The 17791-nt window shown below is 63.8% G+C and carries 18 protein-coding genes, 1 tRNA gene and 1 pseudogene; 9 read left to right on the top strand and 11 right to left on the bottom strand.

Annotated features, from left to right (window positions below):
* Window positions 1–112 precede the first annotated feature (112 nt).
* The 4 genes from ACOZK4_RS15470 to ACOZK4_RS15455 form a co-directional block, all read right to left on the bottom strand.
* A complete protein-coding gene (locus ACOZK4_RS15470; RefSeq protein WP_421592671.1) occupies window positions 113–1099 on the bottom strand; it encodes an esterase-like activity of phytase family protein in 987 nt (328 codons plus the stop codon).
* Window positions 1100–1145: 46 nt separating this feature from the next.
* Complete coding sequence (gene cobT / locus ACOZK4_RS15465) at window positions 1146–3047, bottom strand: cobaltochelatase subunit CobT (protein WP_421592648.1); 1902 nt, start codon at window positions 3045–3047, stop codon at window positions 1146–1148.
* Window positions 3048–3062: 15 nt separating this feature from the next.
* Entirely contained in the window at window positions 3063–4061 is a 999-nt protein-coding gene (gene cobS, locus ACOZK4_RS15460; protein WP_421592647.1) for a cobaltochelatase subunit CobS, read from the bottom strand.
* Between the two features lie 118 nt (window positions 4062–4179).
* A complete protein-coding gene (locus tag ACOZK4_RS15455) occupies window positions 4180–4812 on the bottom strand; it encodes a J domain-containing protein (RefSeq protein ID WP_421592646.1) in 633 nt (210 codons plus the stop codon).
* Between the two features lie 114 nt (window positions 4813–4926).
* On the opposite strand from ACOZK4_RS15455, the gene ACOZK4_RS15450 reads away from it, so the two are divergent.
* Window positions 4927–5208, top strand: coding sequence for a BolA family protein (locus tag ACOZK4_RS15450; protein WP_421592645.1), 282 nt, complete (start codon window positions 4927–4929; stop codon window positions 5206–5208).
* Here ACOZK4_RS15450 and ACOZK4_RS15445 read toward each other — a convergent pair.
* The 3 genes and pseudogenes from ACOZK4_RS15445 to ACOZK4_RS15435 all read right to left on the bottom strand — a co-directional run.
* Window positions 5209–5931 (bottom strand): annotated as a pseudogene (locus tag ACOZK4_RS15445) (transporter associated domain-containing protein); the annotation flags it as partial.
* A 182-nt stretch (window positions 5932–6113) separates the two neighbouring features.
* Window positions 6114–7241, bottom strand: coding sequence for a 3-dehydroquinate synthase (aroB, locus tag ACOZK4_RS15440; RefSeq protein WP_421592644.1), 1128 nt, complete (start codon window positions 7239–7241; stop codon window positions 6114–6116).
* Window positions 7242–7251: 10 nt separating this feature from the next.
* Window positions 7252–7842 (bottom strand): shikimate kinase, encoded by a 591-nt coding sequence (locus ACOZK4_RS15435; RefSeq protein ID WP_421581536.1) that lies wholly within the window; start codon window positions 7840–7842, stop codon window positions 7252–7254.
* Window positions 7843–7995: 153 nt separating this feature from the next.
* Here ACOZK4_RS15435 and ACOZK4_RS15430 point away from each other — a divergent pair, with 153 nt between their 5' ends.
* The 5 genes from ACOZK4_RS15430 to ACOZK4_RS15410 all read left to right on the top strand — a co-directional run bounded on the left by ACOZK4_RS15430 (window position 7996) and on the right by ACOZK4_RS15410 (window position 12054).
* On the top strand, window positions 7996–8145 hold the full coding sequence (locus ACOZK4_RS15430) for a hypothetical protein (protein ID WP_117371919.1): 150 nt from the start codon (window positions 7996–7998) through the stop codon (window positions 8143–8145).
* Complete coding sequence (locus ACOZK4_RS15425) at window positions 8142–9089, top strand: site-specific tyrosine recombinase XerD (RefSeq protein ID WP_421592643.1); 948 nt, start codon at window positions 8142–8144, stop codon at window positions 9087–9089. The genes ACOZK4_RS15430 and ACOZK4_RS15425 overlap by 4 nt, the downstream gene beginning before the upstream one ends.
* Before the next feature lie 79 nt (window positions 9090–9168).
* Window positions 9169–10122, top strand: a complete 954-nt coding sequence (locus ACOZK4_RS15420; protein ID WP_421592642.1) for an acetyl-CoA carboxylase carboxyltransferase subunit alpha — start codon at window positions 9169–9171, stop codon at window positions 10120–10122.
* Between the two features lie 202 nt (window positions 10123–10324).
* The gene (locus ACOZK4_RS15415; RefSeq protein WP_421592641.1) at window positions 10325–11812 is read left to right on the top strand and encodes a L,D-transpeptidase family protein; all 1488 of its coding nucleotides are present in this window, start codon (window positions 10325–10327) and stop codon (window positions 11810–11812) included.
* Window positions 11809–12054 (top strand): sulfurtransferase TusA family protein, encoded by a 246-nt coding sequence (locus ACOZK4_RS15410; protein ID WP_421592640.1) that lies wholly within the window; start codon window positions 11809–11811, stop codon window positions 12052–12054. The genes ACOZK4_RS15415 and ACOZK4_RS15410 overlap by 4 nt, the downstream gene beginning before the upstream one ends.
* A 12-nt stretch (window positions 12055–12066) precedes the next feature.
* On the opposite strand, the gene ACOZK4_RS15405 is transcribed toward ACOZK4_RS15410, so the two are convergent.
* From ACOZK4_RS15405 to ACOZK4_RS15395, 3 genes are read right to left on the bottom strand one after another with little or no spacing between them, the layout of a single operon-like run.
* Window positions 12067–12597 (bottom strand): dihydrofolate reductase family protein, encoded by a 531-nt coding sequence (locus ACOZK4_RS15405; RefSeq protein WP_421592639.1) that lies wholly within the window; start codon window positions 12595–12597, stop codon window positions 12067–12069.
* Window positions 12598–12641: 44 nt separating this feature from the next.
* Window positions 12642–13814 (bottom strand): CobW family GTP-binding protein, encoded by a 1173-nt coding sequence (locus ACOZK4_RS15400; RefSeq protein ID WP_421592638.1) that lies wholly within the window; start codon window positions 13812–13814, stop codon window positions 12642–12644.
* Window positions 13815–13825: 11 nt separating this feature from the next.
* Window positions 13826–14920 carry a D-alanyl-D-alanine carboxypeptidase family protein gene (locus tag ACOZK4_RS15395; protein WP_421592670.1) on the bottom strand — a complete coding sequence of 365 codons (1095 nt, stop codon included), beginning with the start codon at window positions 14918–14920 and terminating at the stop codon, window positions 13826–13828.
* 146 nt (window positions 14921–15066) lie between these two features.
* Between ACOZK4_RS15395 and ACOZK4_RS15390 the strand changes: the two genes are divergently transcribed.
* Window positions 15067–16227 carry a M20 aminoacylase family protein gene (locus ACOZK4_RS15390; protein ID WP_421592637.1) on the top strand — a complete coding sequence of 387 codons (1161 nt, stop codon included), beginning with the start codon at window positions 15067–15069 and terminating at the stop codon, window positions 16225–16227.
* A gap of 70 nt (window positions 16228–16297) precedes the next feature.
* On the opposite strand, the gene ACOZK4_RS15385 is transcribed toward ACOZK4_RS15390, so the two are convergent.
* Window positions 16298–16561 (bottom strand): hypothetical protein, encoded by a 264-nt coding sequence (locus ACOZK4_RS15385; protein ID WP_421592636.1) that lies wholly within the window; start codon window positions 16559–16561, stop codon window positions 16298–16300.
* A 160-nt stretch (window positions 16562–16721) separates the two neighbouring features.
* Between ACOZK4_RS15385 and ACOZK4_RS15380 the strand changes: the two genes are divergently transcribed.
* Both ACOZK4_RS15380 and ACOZK4_RS15375 read left to right on the top strand, forming a co-directional pair.
* A tRNA-Arg gene (locus tag ACOZK4_RS15380) sits at window positions 16722–16798 on the top strand.
* 71 nt (window positions 16799–16869) lie between these two features.
* A partial coding sequence (locus tag ACOZK4_RS15375; RefSeq protein WP_421592635.1) for a cache domain-containing protein occupies window positions 16870–17791 on the top strand: 922 nt, incomplete at its 3' end.

The following is a 17791-nucleotide window of genomic DNA, read 5'->3' as shown; positions in this document are numbered from 1 at the left end:
AGGATCCACTGCCGCATCCGGTGTGTGGATGGTCGGGTCAAGCCCGACCATGACGGAGAAGAGGACGGTGCGCTTTAGCACCTCCAAGCCGCCCGCCCCGTGCCGGCGGCTTTTATTTTGCCTGGGGCAGGCGGAATTCCAGCATCAGGTTGCGCTGGAGGATAGAGTGGTTGTCGTCGGAGACGACGATGAGGCGGATGTCGTCCTGCGCCATCATCACCACGTCTAGGCCTTCCATATTGTCGATCTGGTGGCTGAGATCAGCATCGATCAACACCTCGCCATCGACCACCGCGCCGGGACGGATTTTGGTGCCGTCGATGCGGCGGATGCGCATGCCCACGCCGTCAGACAGGCGAAAGCGACGCTCCAGCAGCAGGAGATCGCCGTTGGGCAGGAAGGCACCGTCGGTGATATCCCAAGGGTCGTTGCGCTTCACCGCGAAAGTGCCCTTGAGCGGGCCATCGAGCACGGCGGCGAGAACATTGCCGTCGGCATCCAGGCTGCGCTCCGTGACGGCCACCAGCGTTGCGCCGAGCGGCCCGGCCTCGGGCGACATGGCCAGCGCCTCCATGCCGCGATTGCTGCGCATCTCGTTGCGGGGGAATGGGAGCGGCAGGCTGCGCGAAGGGGCTGCCTCCATGAAGCCCGGATCGGGATAGGCGTCGATGCGGTGGAACACCTCATAGCTGGCGAAGACTTCGCCCTTGCCGATGGCAAGTCCCTCCGCATCCATCTGGTATTTGACGTTCTCGTCCTGCCCGGCGCTGTTGAACATCGAGCGGACCTTCAGGTCCGCAAGCCCGCTCAGCTTTCCCTCGGCATCGCGCTCGATGCGGCCGGTCAGCCAGTGGCCGGTATCGAGCACGGCGACGAAATTCCGGTGGTCCTCGCGAAAGCGGATGGCCGAGACGGCGCCAAGCAGCGGGTTGGTGGAGGAGTAGCTGAGGCCGCCGAGGAATTCGAGCTTGCCGAAGAGGCGCTTGTCCGAGCCGATGGCGAATTCGGAGAAGGCGCGGCTAGAGACGGGCAGGTCGATGGTCTCGGCCGCGGCAAGGGAAATGAACGGCAGCGAGAGGGCTGCGCTGACAGCGAGGATGGAGAGGCCCCACAGGAGGCTTCCGTTGCGGCGCTTTTGCGCCCCTTCAGCCGGCACGGCGGCGGCCGGCGGGGCGGCGGGCGGTCGATTCGTCGGCAAAGAGCGAGGCGAGCTGTTCGGTCATTGCGCCGGCCAGTTCGTCCGCATCGACGATGGTGACGGCGCGGCGGTAGTAGCGCGTCACGTCGTGGCCGATGCCGATGGCCAGAAGCTCGACGGGCGAGCGCGTCTCGATCTGCTCGATGACGGCGCGCAGGTGCCGTTCCAGATAGTTGCCGGGGTTCACCGAAAGCGTCGAATCATCGACCGGCGCACCGTCCGAGATCATCATCAGGATGCGGCGCTGCTCCGGGCGGGCGAGCAGACGGTCATGCGCCCAGATCAATGCCTCGCCGTCGATGTTTTCCTTGAGCAGGCCTTCGCGCATCATCAGGCCGAGATTGCGGCGCGCGCGGCGCCACGGTGCATCGGCGCTCTTGTAGATGATGTGGCGCAGGTCGTTGAGGCGGCCGGGGGACTGCGGCTTGCCGCTGCCCAGCCACTTCTCGCGCGACTGGCCGCCCTTCCACGCCTTGGTGGTGAAGCCGAGAATTTCGACCTTCACGCCGCAGCGCTCCAGCGTGCGCGCGAGGATATCGGCGCAGGTGGCGGCAACGGTGATCGGCCGGCCGCGCATGGAGCCGGAATTGTCGATGAGCAGCGTCACGACCGTATCGCGGAAGGTCGTGTCCTTCTCCCGCTTGAAGGAGAGCGGCTGCATCGGATCGATGACGATGCGCTGCAGGCGGGCGCTGTCGAGATAACCCTCTTCGAGGTCGAATTCCCAGGCGCGGTTCTGCTGCGCCATCAGGCGGCGCTGCAGGCGGTTGGCGAGGCGGCCGACCGCCCCTTGCAGGTGGGCGAGCTGCTTGTCGAGGAAGGCGCGCAGGCGGTCGAGTTCCGCTTCATCGCAGAGTTCTTCCGCGGTGATCGTCTCGTCGAATTCCTGCGTGAAGACGCCGTAATCGACCTTCTCGTTGAAATCGGAGAAGGGCTGGTTCGGGCGGCGGACTTCGCCGGGCTTTTCCGTCTCGTCGCCGTCGTCGTCGACGAGGTCGTCGTCGGAGATTTCCGCGCCGTCCATCTCGCCTTCGTCCATCTGCTCGTCGGACGTTTCATTCTCGTCGGCGGGTGCTGAGTCGTCGCCGGCGTCTTCCTGGCTGTTGTTGTCTTCCTGCTCGTCGCTGCGCGGCTGATTCTCGTCCTCGGGCGTCTCGGAATCGTCCGGTTCGTTTTCATCCTCGCCGTATTGTTCGGCGACGTTCATCGAGGCGAGCATATTGCGCACGACGCGCGAAAAGGCCTGCTGGTCGTTGATGGCGGCCGCGAGGCCTTCCATGTCCTTACCGGCCTTGTCGGAGATGAAATCGCGCCAGAGATCGAGCACCTGGCCGGCGGAGGCGGGCGGGGCCTGGCCGGTCAGCTTCTCGCGCACGATGAGCGCGACCGCCTCTTCGAGCGGTGCATCGGCCTGGCGGGTGATCGCGCCGAAATTGGCCTTGGCGTATTTCTCCGTCAGCATGACGTTGAGGTTCTGCGCCATGCCCTGCATGCGGTTCGAGCCGATCGCTTCGACGCGCGCCTGCTCGACGGCGTCGAAGATCGCGCGGGCATCGGCGCCCTGCGGTGACATGGTCGCGTGGATGCGGGCGTCGTGGCAGGCCTTGCGCAGCGCCATCGAATCGCCGAGGCCGCGGGTGATTGCGACTTCGGTCGGTGAGGGCCGCTTGGAGAGTTCCGGCAGGCGGATGCGCTCGCCGGTCATGCCGGGCCGTTCGTTGGCGAAGGAAACCTCCACCTCGCCGTCGCCGGCCACGGCGCGCACGCAACCGCTCACCGCACGGCGGAACGGTTCCATATCGACCACGCCGCCCGGTCTCGGCTTCGAATTGTCACCGCGAGCTGCCATGCGCTTTACCGGGCCTTAGGCCGTCGCCTCCAGGACGATGTTGGCGGCACTTTCCTTCAGCTCGATGCCGAAGGCGCGCTGGTAGAGTTCGGCGACCAGCGTGCGTTCCAGTTCGTCGCACTTGTTGAGGAAGGTGACGCGGAAGGCGAAGGCGATGTCGCCGAAGATCTCGGCGTTCTCGGCCCAGGTGATGACCGTACGCGGGCTCATGACCGTCGACAGGTCGCCGTTGATGAAGGCGGCGCGGGTGAGATCGGCGACGCGCACCATGCGCGAGATCGTGTCGCGGCCTTCCTTGCCGGCGGAAAGGCGCTTGACCTTGGCGGCGACGATGCTGACTTCGTGGTCGTGCGGCAGGTAGTTCAGCGTGGTAACGATCGACCAGCGGTCCATCTGCGCCTGGTTGATCTGCTGCGTGCCGTGATAGAGGCCCGTCGTATCGCCAAGGCCGACCGTGTTGGCGGTGGCGAACAGGCGGAAGGCGGGGTGCGGGCGGATGACGCGGCTCTGGTCGAGCAGCGTCAGGCGGCCGGCGGATTCCAGCACGCGCTGGATGACGAACATCACGTCCGGGCGGCCGGCATCGTATTCGTCGAAGACGAGCGCGACATTGTGCTGGTAGGCCCAGGGCAGGATGCCGTCCTTGAATTCGGTGACCTGCAGGCCGTCCTTGACGACGATGGCGTCCTTGCCGACGAGGTCGATACGGCTGACATGGCTGTCGAGGTTGACGCGCACGCAGGGCCAGTTGAGGCGGGCGGCGACCTGCTCGATATGGGTCGATTTACCCGTGCCGTGGTAACCGGACACCATGACGCGGCGGTTATGGGCAAAGCCTGCCAGGATGGCCAGCGTCGTTTCGCGGTCGAACAGGTAGTCCGGGTCGAGGTCCGGCACATAGGCGTCCGCCTTGGAATAGGCCGGGACCCTGAGGTCCGTATCAATGCCGAAAACCTCCCGGACAGATACAGTCGTATCGGGGAGGTTGGAAATATCGAGATCCATCTTGCTCATCACGTCTCCGCGGGCGGCGGGTTCTCCTCCACCCCAATACCTTAGTGCTCGCCGACCATGCCTTTTGCTTGACCGCAGAAGGACGATACCGGGCGATTCCGCCCGGCCGCCGAATGCTCTAGCAGAAGCCGGCCTGCTTTAACAATTGATATGCTTGGATGACCGCGCGAAAACGCTCCTCCGAGCCTCTATCTCCGCCATTTGCATCCGGGTGATGCTTTTTGACAAGTGTTTTGTAGGCGGTCTTGATCTCGTCGCCTGTCGCATTGGCCGAAAGGCCGAGCGTGTCGAAGGCCTTGGCCTCCAGCGTCTTCAGCTTTCGCGCCCGCGGTTCCATCTGTGGGCGGCGGCCCTTACCCTCGTTGAAAAGGCCGAAGGGATCGCGGATGCGCTGATTTGCCCCGGCCGTGCCGGAGCGCGCCGAACCCTGCGCCGGTCCGTTTTTGGCAGCCTTGTTGACGCCGATCGTCCAGGTCGGGCGGTGGCCGGTGATGGCCTCCTTCTGATAACGCGCGATCTCGCCGTCGGAGAGGCCGGAGAAGTAGTTGTAGCCCTTGTTGTATTCCTTGACGTGCTCGAAGCAGAACATGAAATACTGGCCATCGGCATTGCGGCCGACGGGGGCGCGGTGTTTGGCGCTTTCCTCGCAGCCATCCCACTGACAGGTCGGCGCGGAGCGTTCGGGACGCTCCACGCGCCGCTTCGTGCGGATGCGGTCGAAGTATTTGGAATCGAGTTTCATGGCGCACATTATGGGGGTGCGAAGAGACCGCCACAAGAATTGACAAAGCGGATTGTTGCTGGCTTTGTGAAACTATTTTGTTGCGTTGCGGCGCGTGATTTTCCGGCCGCCGAAAGTTCGCTCATGTCCATGAAATCCAGCATCACCGGCAAGCTCGAAGCGGCCTTTTCGCCTGATAGGCTCGAGGTCATCAACGAGAGCCATCTGCATGCCGGCCACAAGCCGGAGTTCAACGGCGAAGGCGAGACGCATATGCGCGTGCGCATCGTCGCCTCCGCCTTCGCCGGCATGGGCCGGGTGGCGCGGCATCGGGCGATCAACGATCTGGTGAAGGCGGAATTCGACGCCGGTCTGCATGCGCTTGCCGTCGAAGTCGCGGCACCCGGCGAGCCGACACGCTGGTAGTCAGTTGCTGATCTGCACCGGCTCGACCGGGCGGATGCGCAGCCGGGTGATGCGGTTCTTCACGCGCTTCATGACGATGAAGCGCTTGCCGTGGAAGGTAAAGGCCTGGCGTTCCTCGGGGATCGATTTCGATTCGTGAATGACGAGGCCGGCAATGGTCGTCGCCTCCTCGTCCGGCAGGGCCCAGCCGAAGGCGCGGTTGAGGTCGCGGATCGTCACGCCGCCATCGACGACGAGCGAGCCGTCCGCCTCGCGACGCACGCCCTGCAGGTCGATGGCCGCCTCGTCCGAGGTGTCGCCGACGATTTCCTTCAAAATATCCTGAAGCGTGACGACGCCCTGCACCTCGCCATATTCGTCCACGACCGTGGCAAAATGCTCCTGCCGGCGCAGGAAGGCGGCAAGCTGTTCCTTCAGCGTCGTCGTATCCGGCACGAACCAGGGTTTTTGCGCGACCTTGGTGATGTCGAGGTTCTTCGGTTCGACGCCCGGCTCGGCGAGCGCCCGCAACAGATCTTTAGCGTGCACGACGCCGACAATATTGTCGACCGAGCCCACCCAGAGCGGCATGCGCGTGTAGGGGCTTTCCAGCACGGCCTTGACGATCTCCTCCGGCGGGTCGTCGGCATCGAGGCCGCGCATGGTGGTGCGATGGATCATGATGTCGGAGACTTCGAGCGCGTCGAGATCGAGCATGCCCAGCAGTTTTTCGCGGTCCGGCTTTGCCGCCGCAGTTTCCGCCTGCCGGCGCTCCCCCTCCGCCTCGCGCGCTTCCTGATGCGTGCGCCACAGCGTGGCAAGCGGCACCCGGACCCGGAAAAGCAGGATGGCAAGCGGGATCAGGACGAGAACGACTGATATCAGCAGCCACGGGAAGGGAGCGAGTGCTGCGGGCGCTTCGACGGTCATTTCGGCAGCTTTTCCTTCAGGAAAGCGACGACTTCGGATTGCGGCACATCATCGGCAACGAAGGACTGGCCGACACCGTGCGTCAGGATGAAGGTGAGTTTTCCGCCCTTCACCTTCTTGTCCTGCGCGATGGCGTCCATCAGTTTTTCCGCCGGCGGCAGACCACCGGGAATCTCGTCCATCGTGGTCGGCAGGCCGACCTCGCGCAGATGTTTTTCGACGCGCTTGCCGTCATCTGGGCTGCAAAGGTTCATGCGGGCGGAGAACTGGTGGGCGAGCACCATGCCGATCGACACGCCCTCGCCATGCACGAGGCGGGCGCTGTCATACTGCGTGGCGGCTTCCAGCGCGTGGCCGAAGGTGTGGCCAAGATTGAGCAAAGCGCGCTGGCCGTTTTCCCGCTCGTCGGCGGCCACCACGTCGGCTTTCGCCTGGCAGCTCGTGGCGATGGCGTCGATGCGCGCCTCGCCGCCGGCAAAGACAGCCTGCCAGTTCTTTTCGAGCCAGGCAAAAAAATCCGGCTTGTCGATCAGGCCGTATTTGGCGACTTCGGCATATCCGGCGCGGAATTCGCGCGGCGAGAGCGTGTCGAGCACATCGGTATCGGCGAGCACCAAATCGGGCTGGTGGAAGACACCAATGAGGTTTTTGCCGTGCGGTGAATTGATGCCCGTCTTGCCGCCGACGGAGGAATCGACCTGCGCCAGCAGCGAGGTCGGCACCTGGATGAAGCGCGAGCCGCGGCGCGCGATGCCGGCGGCAAAGCCGGTGAGGTCGCCGATGACGCCGCCGCCCAGCGCCACGACCGCATCATTACGCTCGATGCGGGCGGCTAGCACGCTGTCGCAGACGCTGATCAGATGTTCGAAGCTCTTCGTCTTCTCGCCGGCCGGCAGCACGAGCGAGACGGCGTCGATGCCCTCCACCTTCAACGCGGCCAGGAAATTGTCGAGATAGATCGGTGCTACGTTTTCGTCGGTGATGACGGCGATCTTGCGGCCCTTCAGCCGGCTTGCGATCTCGCGGCCGGCGGCGGCGATCAGGCCGGGGCCGATCAGGATATCGTAGGAGCGGTCGGCAAGCTCGACCCGCACGGTGCGGCGCGCGGTGGCAGAAGCGGTCATGGTCATCTCGTCAGGGTTTGCGGGTGGCGGTGATGGCGGTCAGCACCTCCTCCACCATGGTTTCCTTCTTCACGTCGCGCGACATCACGGTGAGATCGGCTTCCGCATAGACCGGATAGCGGGCGTTCATGAGGTTTTCGAGTGTCTGGCGCGGGTTTTCCGTCTTGAGCAGCGGGCGCGTGTCGCGCTTGTTGACGCGCTCCCAGAGCACGTCGAGATCGGCCTTCAGCCAGACGGTGAGCCCGCCGCGCTTGATATGCTTGCGGGTGTTGTCGTTGATATAGGCGCCGCCGCCGGTTGATACGACGCGCGGGCCGGAGCGCAACAGGCGCTTGATGACGCGGGTTTCCAGCGCGCGGAACTCGGCCTCGCCGTAAGCGGCGAACAGGTCGGTGATCGACATGCGCGAGACGCGCTCGATCTCATGGTCGGAATCGACGAAGGGAATGCCGAGCGCCTGCGCCGTCATGCGGCCGATCGCCGATTTTCCCGCACCCATCAGGCCGATCAGCACGAGGTTGCGCTTGCCGAGCGCGGCACGGGCCTCACTTGCAAGCGTGGGGGCAAGTGCGGGAGGGGCCTGGTCGATCGGCTCTGTCATTGGTGTTTCCGGGGTTTCGTCCCTTTCCGTATCGACAAAAGCACCGGAAGCGTCAAGTCTGCCGCACCCTTCATCCCGGGTGTCGACGGATGGCCGGCCTTGCGCTGGGCGGGCGGCAAGGCAATATAAACGGCATCCGCCCCGGAGAATGCCATGCCCACCCTGTTCCGTTTCCTGTTCTTCTGCGCCGTGATCGTCGGATCGGTCTATGGCGTGATGGTGGCGCTGGTGACCTTCGTCGAGCCGACGGAGCGCGAGGTGACGATCCGCATCCCCTCCGAACGGGTGAATCCGCAGCCATGAGGGATCCGTCCGGGCTTCAGGTGGAATCCTTCCTCGAAATGATGAGCGCCGAGCGGGGGGCAGCGGTGAACACGCTGCAATCCTACGAACGCGACCTCGAGGATGCGAAATCCTTCCTCAACGAGCGCAATGTGCGTCTCACCGAGGCGATGCCGGATGACCTGCGCGCCTATCTCGGCCATCTGGCCAAACAGGGTTTTGCCGCTTCCTCGCAGGCACGGCGGCTGTCGGCGCTGCGGCAGTTCTTCAAATTCCTCTATGGCGAGGGCCTGCGCGGCGACGATCCGACCGGTATTCTCGATGCGCCCAAGAAAGGGCGCTCGCTGCCGAAGACCTTGAGTGTCGATGACGTCACCCGCCTCATTTCTCGGGCGGAGGCGGAGGCTGCCGAGCCGGGCGGCAATCTTCTGATGAAACGGCGCATGCACCTGCTGGTCGAATTGCTCTATGCGACGGGCATGCGTGTCAGCGAACTCGTTTCCCTGCCGGCAAGCGCTCTGGCGCAGACCGGGCGCTTCCTTGTCGTGAAGGGCAAGGGCAACAAGGAACGGCTGGTGCCGCTGTCGCGCGCTGCGGTTTCCGCCATGGAGGCCTATGGCGAGGCGCTGGCTGCGGAGATCGGTGACGAGCCGGCGGCGGGCGCCTTCCTCTTCCCGTCCGACGGCAAGGAAGGCTTTTTGCCGCGGCAGGTCTTTGCCCGCGATCTGAAGGCGCTGGCCGGGCGGGCGGGAATTCGCGCCGCAACGCTGTCGCCGCATGTCCTTCGCCATGCTTTTGCCAGCCATCTGCTCCAGAACGGCGCGGACCTGCGCGCCGTGCAGGAACTGCTGGGGCATTCGGACATTTCGACGACACAAATCTATACGCATGTGCTGGAAGAACGGCTCCACCAGCTCGTTCAGACCCATCACCCTCTTGCCAAACAGGCAAAAAAACCGGATTAGGACCCTTCGCTGGCGACCGGCCCCCTTTTGGCCGATACCCGCCCGGCGCGGTTTGAGCAAACGATCGGAAACGCATCTCATGCACAACTACCTCGATTTCGAAAAGCCCATCTCGGATCTCGAAGGCAAGATCCACGAGCTGAAGAAGCTCAAGGAAGAAGATGAGAGCATCGACACGTCTGATGAGGTCGGCCGGCTGGAAGTGCGCGCCCGCGAGGCGATGGCCGACATCTATTCCAAGCTGAGCCCCTGGCAGAAGACGCAGGTCGCGCGCCACCCGCAGCGCCCGCACTTCCTCGATTATGCGCGCCAGCTCTTCGAAGAGTTCACGCCGCTGGCCGGCGACCGCAAGTTCGCCGAGGACGAGGCGATCCAGGCCGGCCTCGGCCGCTTCCGCGGCGAAGCCGTCGCTATCATCGGCCAGGAAAAGGGCAACGACACCAAGTCGCGCCTCAAGCACAATTTCGGCAGCGCCCGGCCTGAAGGCTATCGCAAGGCGATCCGCATCATGGAAATGGCCGACCGCTTCGGCCTGCCGGTCATCACGCTGATCGATACGGCCGGCGCCTATCCGGGCATCGGCGCGGAAGAGCGCGGCCAGGCGGAAGCCATCGCCCGTTCGACGGAAATGTGTCTCAACATCCGCGTGCCGATCGTCTCGGTCGTGCTGGGTGAAGGCGGCTCGGGCGGCGCGATCGCCATCGCCACCGGCGACCGTGTCTATATGCTGGAACATGCGATCTACAGCGTGATCTCGCCGGAAGGTGCTGCCTCCATCCTCTGGCGCGATTCCACTCGCGCCAAGGAAGCCGCGAGCAACATGAAGATCACGTCGGAGGACCTGAAGGCCTTCGGCATCATCGACGGCATCATTCAGGAGCCCGTCGGCGGCGCGCATCGCGATCCCGCCGCCGTAATTAGCCGTACCGGCGACGTCATCGCTGCGGCGCTCAAGGAACTTTCGGCCAAGCCGGGCGACCAGTTGCGCAAGGATCGCCGCCAGCGCTATCTGAATATCGGCCGCCAGCTTTAACGCTTTGTTTTGAAGGGCGGCCGCGTGCCGCCCTCGCCAAATCTCGGCCACATTCCCCGTGTTTGAGACGGGTGCGGGTTTCCGGCAGCCTTGCGAAAGAATTTCCGGTTAAGAATTTATGAAGTATAAGCCGGTTACGACTGCGCGTCCGCCCGCCCGGCGCGACGGCATGCGATCTGACGATTGTTGACGGACCCTTCGAATGCGCCTGACTGTTCTTGCCGCTGTATCGCTCCTTGCCGTTGCCGCCGCCGGCTGCACGAATGAGACGCTCGACTCTTTCGACAAGGCTGATGTCGACCTCAAAAGGGTGTCCAGCAAGACCAATTACCAGCTCTCGCCGTCGGTTCTGTCGAAGATGTCGGCCATGAATATGGACCGCGCCTCGCCGATCATGCTGCGCATCTTCAAGGAAGAAGGCCGGCTGGAGGTCTGGAAGGCGGATCGCTCGAACCGGTTCCAGCAGCTGCGCAGCTACAAGATCTGTGCCTGGTCAGGTAAGCTAGGACCCAAGATGAAGGAAGGCGACCGTCAGGCGCCGGAAGGGTTCTATCCGCTCTCCAAGGCGAATTTGAACCCGAATTCGAGTTACTTCCTCGCGATCAACACGGGTTTCCCGAACAGCTATGACCGCGCCCAGAAGGCGAGCGGCACCAACCTGATGATCCATGGCGCCTGTTCGTCCTCCGGCTGTTATTCGATGACGGACGAGCAGATGCTGGAAATCTTCGCCTTCGCCCGCGACGCCTTCGGCGGCGGCCAGTCGACGATCCAGCTGCAGGCCTTCCCCTTCCGCATGACCGCGGAAAACATGGCGCGGCATCGCGACAATCCCAATATCGAATTCTGGAAGATGCTGAAGGTCGGCTACGACCATTTCGAAGTGACCAAGCGGCCGCCGGAGGTCAATGTCTGCGAGAAGAAATATGTCTTCAACCAGCAATCCGACAAGCCGTTCTCGGCCGGCGGCGCCTGCCCGGCCATGACGACCCCCGGCGCGCTCGAATCCGCGCTCGCCAGCTACAACAAGACCTATGCCGCGTCCTACGCCACCGCGATGCGCAAATATAACGGCACGGTCTGGATCGAGCCGTCGGAAGCCCAGCGCAAGGCGATTGTCGCCGACCAGCGCAAGGGCCGCGAACTCGCCTATGCACCGACGGGCAACTCGCTCGATGCCGGCAAGCTGATGACCGAGCGCGAGATCGCCGAACAGAAGCGCAAGGCCGAAGAGGCCGAGCAGCGCAAGGTCGAAGCCGCCGAGCGCGCCGTGCGCGAAGCCGAGGAAGCCAAGAACAAGGCTGCCGCCGATTTCGCGGCCGACGTTGCCGCCGAGAAGGCGGAAAAGCAGGCCAAGGGCGAGGGCGCCCTGCCGGTGCCGGAACAAAATCCCGGCATGGCGGCCGTCGAGAAGAAGGAAAAGAAGTCCTTCTGGCAGACTTTGACCGGGGGAAGCCAGCCGCGCAGGGGTGAAGAGGCCCGGCCCGCGGTGAGCGAGACGACCGAACAGGCAACGCTCCAGGGCGGCCAGCAGCCGGAAAAGGCCGGCGAAACGGCCATCTCCGCGAACAAGACCGTTGCGACGAACACCGATGCCGTCGCCACCCTTCCCGTTGCCGGCGGAGAGGCGGGCCAGCAGGTCGTTGAAGAGACCGCGAAGAAGCCGTTCTGGAAGTTCTGGCAGAAATGACCACGGCGGCAGCCGGCGAGGCCGAGGTCTATGACCTGCGCGGGCTGAAATGTCCGCTGCCGGTGATGAAGACACGCAAACGCCTCGCGGCAATGGCCGCCGGCGCCAGCCTCTGGGTCGAGACGACGGACCCGCTTGCGGTGATCGATATCCCGCATTTCTGCCATGAGGACGGTCACGCACTGCAAGCCAGCGAGCGTGTCGAAGCCGGGCACCGTTTCCTGATCCGCAAGAAGATCTAAGCCTTCGCGCACCTATGCGGGAACGTAGGTCAACCGGATAACGTTTTCGCCGATGCGGTCGCTTGCCGTAAGGCGCAGCGGCGGTCGCGGGCCGGCGAAGTACCGTTTCCCGCTTCCGATCACGAAAGGGTGCAGGTACATCCTGTATTCATCGACAAGGCCTAGGTCGGTCAGGCTTTGCGCCAGTTCAGGGCCGGACACTTCAATCACCCCGTCCAGCTGTGTCTTAAGGCCGTTGATTGCCGCTGCGAGATCGCCATTGATGAGCGTGGCATTCGGTCCGGCCGACGTCAGCGAGCGTGATACGACCCATTTCGGCTGGCTGCGCCACGCCGTTGCATAGGCGCGTTCCTCCGCGTCCCATCCGGCTTGGTCGTCGTCCCAATAGCGCATCACCTCGTACATGCGGCGGCCGTAGATGATGCCGGCGAGGCCGCGCACGTCATCGATGAAATGGTGAAAGAGCGCGGGTTCGGGCGCGAAAGCCATGTGATCGACATAGCCGTCCAGGGACTGGTTCAAGGCGTAGACGAGCTTTGCCATGCGAACTTCCTTTCCTCCCGGCGGACCTCGCTGGCGGCCGCCTTCTAGAACCGAAAACCCGGAACCGCGAGCGGATTGTCTTCCAAAGCAGCCCGGTCCGGCCGGTCGATCTTCGGCGTGCCGGTGAAAGCGTCGAAGAGGTCGCGCACGAAGGCTTCAGGCAGGTCCTTGGTGATCAGCACCAGCCGCGTGCGGCGATCGGCAGGGTCCGGCCAGGCGGCAAGCCGCTCCGGCGGATGGAAGACGCTTTGCACGCCATGCAGCACGACCGGGCGATCCGGATTGGTCGAGAGCTGGACGATGCCCTTCATGCGCAGCAGCTTGTCGCCATGGGCGGAGCGCAAGAGATCGACGAACAGGTCGAGTGCCATCGGGTCGATGGCGCGGTCGTGCACGATGCTGAAGGAGCGGATCGTCGCGTCGTGGCGCGTCACGTCATGGGCGTGCTGGTGGCCGTGATCATGGTGATGACCGTGCTCATGGTGGTGGTGATCATGCCCGTGGTCATGCTCGTGATGGTGGTGATGGCCGGCATGGCCATGCGCTTCGTCATGCAGCCAGCGGCGAACGTCAGGGATCTTGCTGCCGGGATCGTAGAGGCCGTTGGCCAGCAGGTCGGGGCCGACGAGGCCGGGCGTATCGACATCGGAGACGAGGGCGCGCGGATTGAGCGCGGCGATCTCGCGTTTCACCGCCTCCAGCGTCGCCGCATCGGCAAGCGTCGTCTTGCTGATCAGCACGCGATCGGCGACGGCGACCTGCTTGACGGCTTCGGGATGGTTGGCGAGCGTCGAGAGGCCGTTGGCCGCATCGACGACGGTGATGACGCCATCGAGGCTGAAGGAATGGGCGAGTACCGGGTTGCCCATGACGGCCTGCAGCACGGGGGCAGGATCGGCAAGGCCGGTCGTCTCGATCACCACGCGCTTCAGCGGCTGGATCTTGCCGCTCTGCATACGGTCCATCAGGTCGGCGAGTGTATCGACCAGTTCGCCGCGGATCGTGCAGCACAGGCAGCCGTCCGAAAGCTCGATGATGCCGTCGCCGGATTGTTCGACAAGCAGGTGGTCGATACCGACTTCACCGAACTCGTTGATGATGACGGCCGTATCGGTCAGTGTCGGGTCCTTCAGCAGGCGGTTGAGCAGGGTCGTCTTGCCTGCGCCCAGAAAGCCGGTCAGCACGGAAACCGGTACACGCCGCTCGATAAGGCTCATGTCTTGTCCCATCAGAAGGCCGGTCGCGGAATCGGAATCGGGATGTTGACGGCATCGCCCATATCCCTGGAGGCGACTTCGTCATTGCCGGCGGGCGTGGCCGTGTCGCTGCCCATCAGGCCGGCGAAGACCAGTTTCAGCGGCCGGTTCACCTCGTGGATATAGGGCGACAGGAGTTTCTGGCGGCCCGCTTCGTCGCGCCCTTCGCTGCGCACCTTGGCGGCATGCTTCGAGCAGATCTCCTGCGAGATATCGGCAACCTCGTTGCGCGTTTCGCCATAGGGGCGAAGCTGGCCGAGTGTGGGCACCTTGCCGGCCCGCATGGTCAGGCCCTTTTCCAGCATGCCGGCCGAAATATCGGCGCGTGCGCCCAGGCTTTCGGAGCCGAGCACGACGGAGACGACCGCCCGGCCGTTGCGGGTGGCCGAGGAGACCTGGTTGAAACCGGAGGCGCAGATGAAGCCGGTCTTCATGCCGTCGGCGCCGTCGAAACGGCCGATCAGCATGTTGTAGTTCGGATATTGCTTCTTGCCGGTCGTGAAGCCTTCCAGCGCGAAATAGGAGGAATATTGCGGGAATTCGCGCTTCAGCGTCACGGCGAGCACGGCAAGGTCGCGCGCCGTCGTGTACTGGCCCTTGCCGGGCAGGCCGTGCGGGTTGATGAAGTGCGACGAACTCATGCCGATGCGCGAGGCCTCGGCGTTCATGCGATCGACAAAACCCTGTTCGGACCCGCCGATCGATTCGGCGATGGCGACGGCCACGTCATTGGCAGACTTGACGAGGATGATCTTCAGCGCGCTGTCGAGCGTCATCTTCTGGCCGGGCTTGAAATACATCTTGCTTGGCGGCTCGGCGGCGGCATTCTTCGTCATGATGACGGGGCTTTCCAGCGACATCTCGCCCGCCTTGATGGCGCGGAAGACCGTGTAAGCCGTCATCAGCTTGGTGAGCGAGGCGGGATACCAGCGCTGGAACGCATCCTCGTGCTCGATGACCTGCAGCGTGTTGACATCCACCAGCATGCGCGGATTGGCATCGGCAACATTGGCCAGGGAGGCTGTGAAGAGCAGGGCGGCGCTCACAAGCGCAGCAACCCGGCGCACCGGTCGTCCGTTCGTCTGCAAAGGTCTGTCCTCGAAATCGGGAGTTGTCTCGAACCGTCGCCCTATTTAACCTATATGGCACCGTGATGGCAAAGCCATCGGAGCGAGATGGCCAAATTTCCGGCCGAACATGACAGGAAACCCGCATGCCCGTTCTCAACCGCGCCGCCGAAATGCAGGACGAAATCGCCGAATGGCGCCGCCAGATCCACAGGGAGCCGGAATTGCTCTTCGCGGTGGAAAAGACGGCGGCCTTCGTGGCGGACAAGCTGAAGGAATTCGGCGTCGACGAAATCGTGACCGGCATCGGCCGCACCGGCGTCGTCGGCATTATCCGCGGCAAGGGGGAGGGGCGCACGATCGGCCTGCGCGCTGACATGGACGCGCTGCCGATCGACGAGACGAGCGGCAAGCCGTGGTCCTCGACCGTCAAGGGCAAGATGCACGCCTGCGGCCATGACGGCCACACCGCCATGCTGCTCGGTGCCGCAAAATATCTCGCCGAGACGCGCAATTTCGCAGGCTCCGTCGCGGTCATCTTCCAGCCCGCCGAAGAAGGCGGCGGCGGCGGCAACGAAATGGTCAAGGACGGCATGATGGAGCGCTTCGGCATTGCCGAGGTCTACGGCATGCACAATTTGCCCGGCATGCCGGTCGGTTCGTTCGGCACGCGCCCAGGCCCGATCATGGCGGCGACGGACGAGTTCACCATCGCCGTCAAGGGTCGCGGCGGCCACGCGGCCCTGCCGCACAAGACGGTGGATCCGATCGTCATCGGCTCCTATGTCGTCACAGCACTCCAGACCATCGTCTCGCGTGTGGCCGATCCCATCGCCTCGCTGGTCGTCTCCGTCACCAAGTTCAATGCCGGCTTCGCGCACAATGTCATACCGGAGACGGCACAGCTTGCCGGCACGGTTCGCACGCTGAACCCCGACATGCGCGAGGAGGCCGAGGCTCGCATCCGCCAGATCTGCGGCGGCCTGGCCGCCGCGCACGGTGCGGAGATCACCGTCAGCTACCACCGCAACTATCCCGTGACCGTGAACCATGCGGACGAGACCGGCCACGCTGTGTCCGTCGCGCAGGATATCGCCGGCATCGCCGCGGTCGATCCGTCGCTCAATCCGATGATGGGCGGCGAGGATTTTTCCTACATGCTGCTTTCGCGCGCCGGTGCCTTCATCTTCCTCGGCAACGGCGATACGGCCGGCCTGCATCACCCGGCCTATGATTTCAACGATGACGCCATCCCCCATGGCGTGACCTACTGGGTCAAGCTCGCCGAAAGCCGGCTGGCCGCCTGACGAAAAAGAGCCCGGCTGCAGGGACAAACAGCCGGGCAAGTCAGGGGAGGATCGGCAAGGTGCTGCGATCTTATTCGCAGACGCGGACCTTCTTGATGATCAGGTTGCCCCACTTGTCGTAGTGCTTCACCTTCTTCCAGAAGCAGTCGTAGCCATAATCGTCATCGTAGAAGGTGACCTGGGAGTGGCCCCAGCCATTGCCATGATGGCCGTGACCCCAGCCATGACCGCCGCCGAAATCGAAGCCGATGGAAAGGCCGCCGGCCTGCGAGGGGGCGGCGAAGGAAAGCGCTGCGACAGTGGCGACGACAGCGGAAAGCATGATCTTGCGCATGGACATTCTCCTTGGTGGTTTGGTGGATGGAGCCATCTCCATCCGATGACCCGAATGTCTCATGTGCCGGGCTTGTGCGCTGTTCCCGATGGAACCCGCCCCTCGCCGCCCCGAAAATCGCTTGGCTTCAAGCGAGAGCTTTTGTATGGGTTCACACAGTGGTCCCGTAGCTCAGCAGGATAGAGCACCAGATTCCTAATCTGGGGGTCCCGCGTTCGAATCGCGGCGGGATCACCACTTCACGCGAAGGAGACTTTTAAGGCTTTCCGCATACAACTGACGTCTCATGGATGGCGGAGGTTGTGGGATTGCCGAAGAAGTTTGTGGTCGGAAGGAGCGTTGGACTGAATGTCTACCTTCTGGCGCTTGCCCTTGCTTGCCTGATGCCCGTTGTTGCCATATCCGGCTTTGCCATGTGGCGTGCCGGGGAAGCGTATCGCGAGACGGCGACGACACGGCTTTCCGATACAGCAACAACACTCGCCCGCGCCATCGAGGCTGATATCGAGGGGCGGTTTACGGCGCTGACCACCTTCGCGACTCTGCGAACCTTCTCCGGCGACACGGTTTTGACGACACTGACATCCAGCCGCTTCAAGGGCATTGGACTGGATGGACAGGTTACCCTCGTTGCTTTCGATGGAAATATGCCCGTCGGCAAGGTTGACCGGCGGATTGCCATGGTCGCGCGCGAGGCGGTCAGCAAGCAGTCTCCAGCGCTTTCCAACCTCTATCTCGGACGCAAGCGGGCGGATTTTCGGATCGACCTTGCCTTGCCGTTGCCCGCGGAAGGCACGCACATGCGTGCGCTTGTGCTCTCGGTCGCGCCCGAGCAGCTTATCCGCGCCCTGCAGCAGAAGAACGAGGCCTTGAGCGGTATCCTCGTCGCCGTCACCGATGGTGACGGGCGGATCATTGCGCGGTCTCGCGAACCGCAGCGCACCATCGGTCTGCGTGCGCCCGACTGGCACAAGCTGGAGGCCCTCGGTTCCCGCAGCGGCTGGTTCGAGGCTGTGACGACGGAGGGAACGACGACGATCCTCGCCTTCGAAAAGCTGGATTCGACACCTGGCTGGACCTTGGTGGTCGGCGAGCCGACCGCCGTCTTCAATGCACGCTGGAAGGACCCGCTAATCGGTCTTTCCTTCGGGGTGCTCGTTGCTCTTGGGTTTGCGACCGTGGCGGCCGTCTGGATCGGGCGGTTGATCCTTCGGCCCGTCGAGGCGCTGG

This window comes from Shinella sp. M27 (assembly GCF_049199905.1).
Classification (GTDB): domain Bacteria; phylum Pseudomonadota; class Alphaproteobacteria; order Rhizobiales; family Rhizobiaceae; genus Shinella.
Note: the sequence above shows the minus strand (reverse complement) of the source record. Positions and strands in the feature narration are given on the sequence as shown.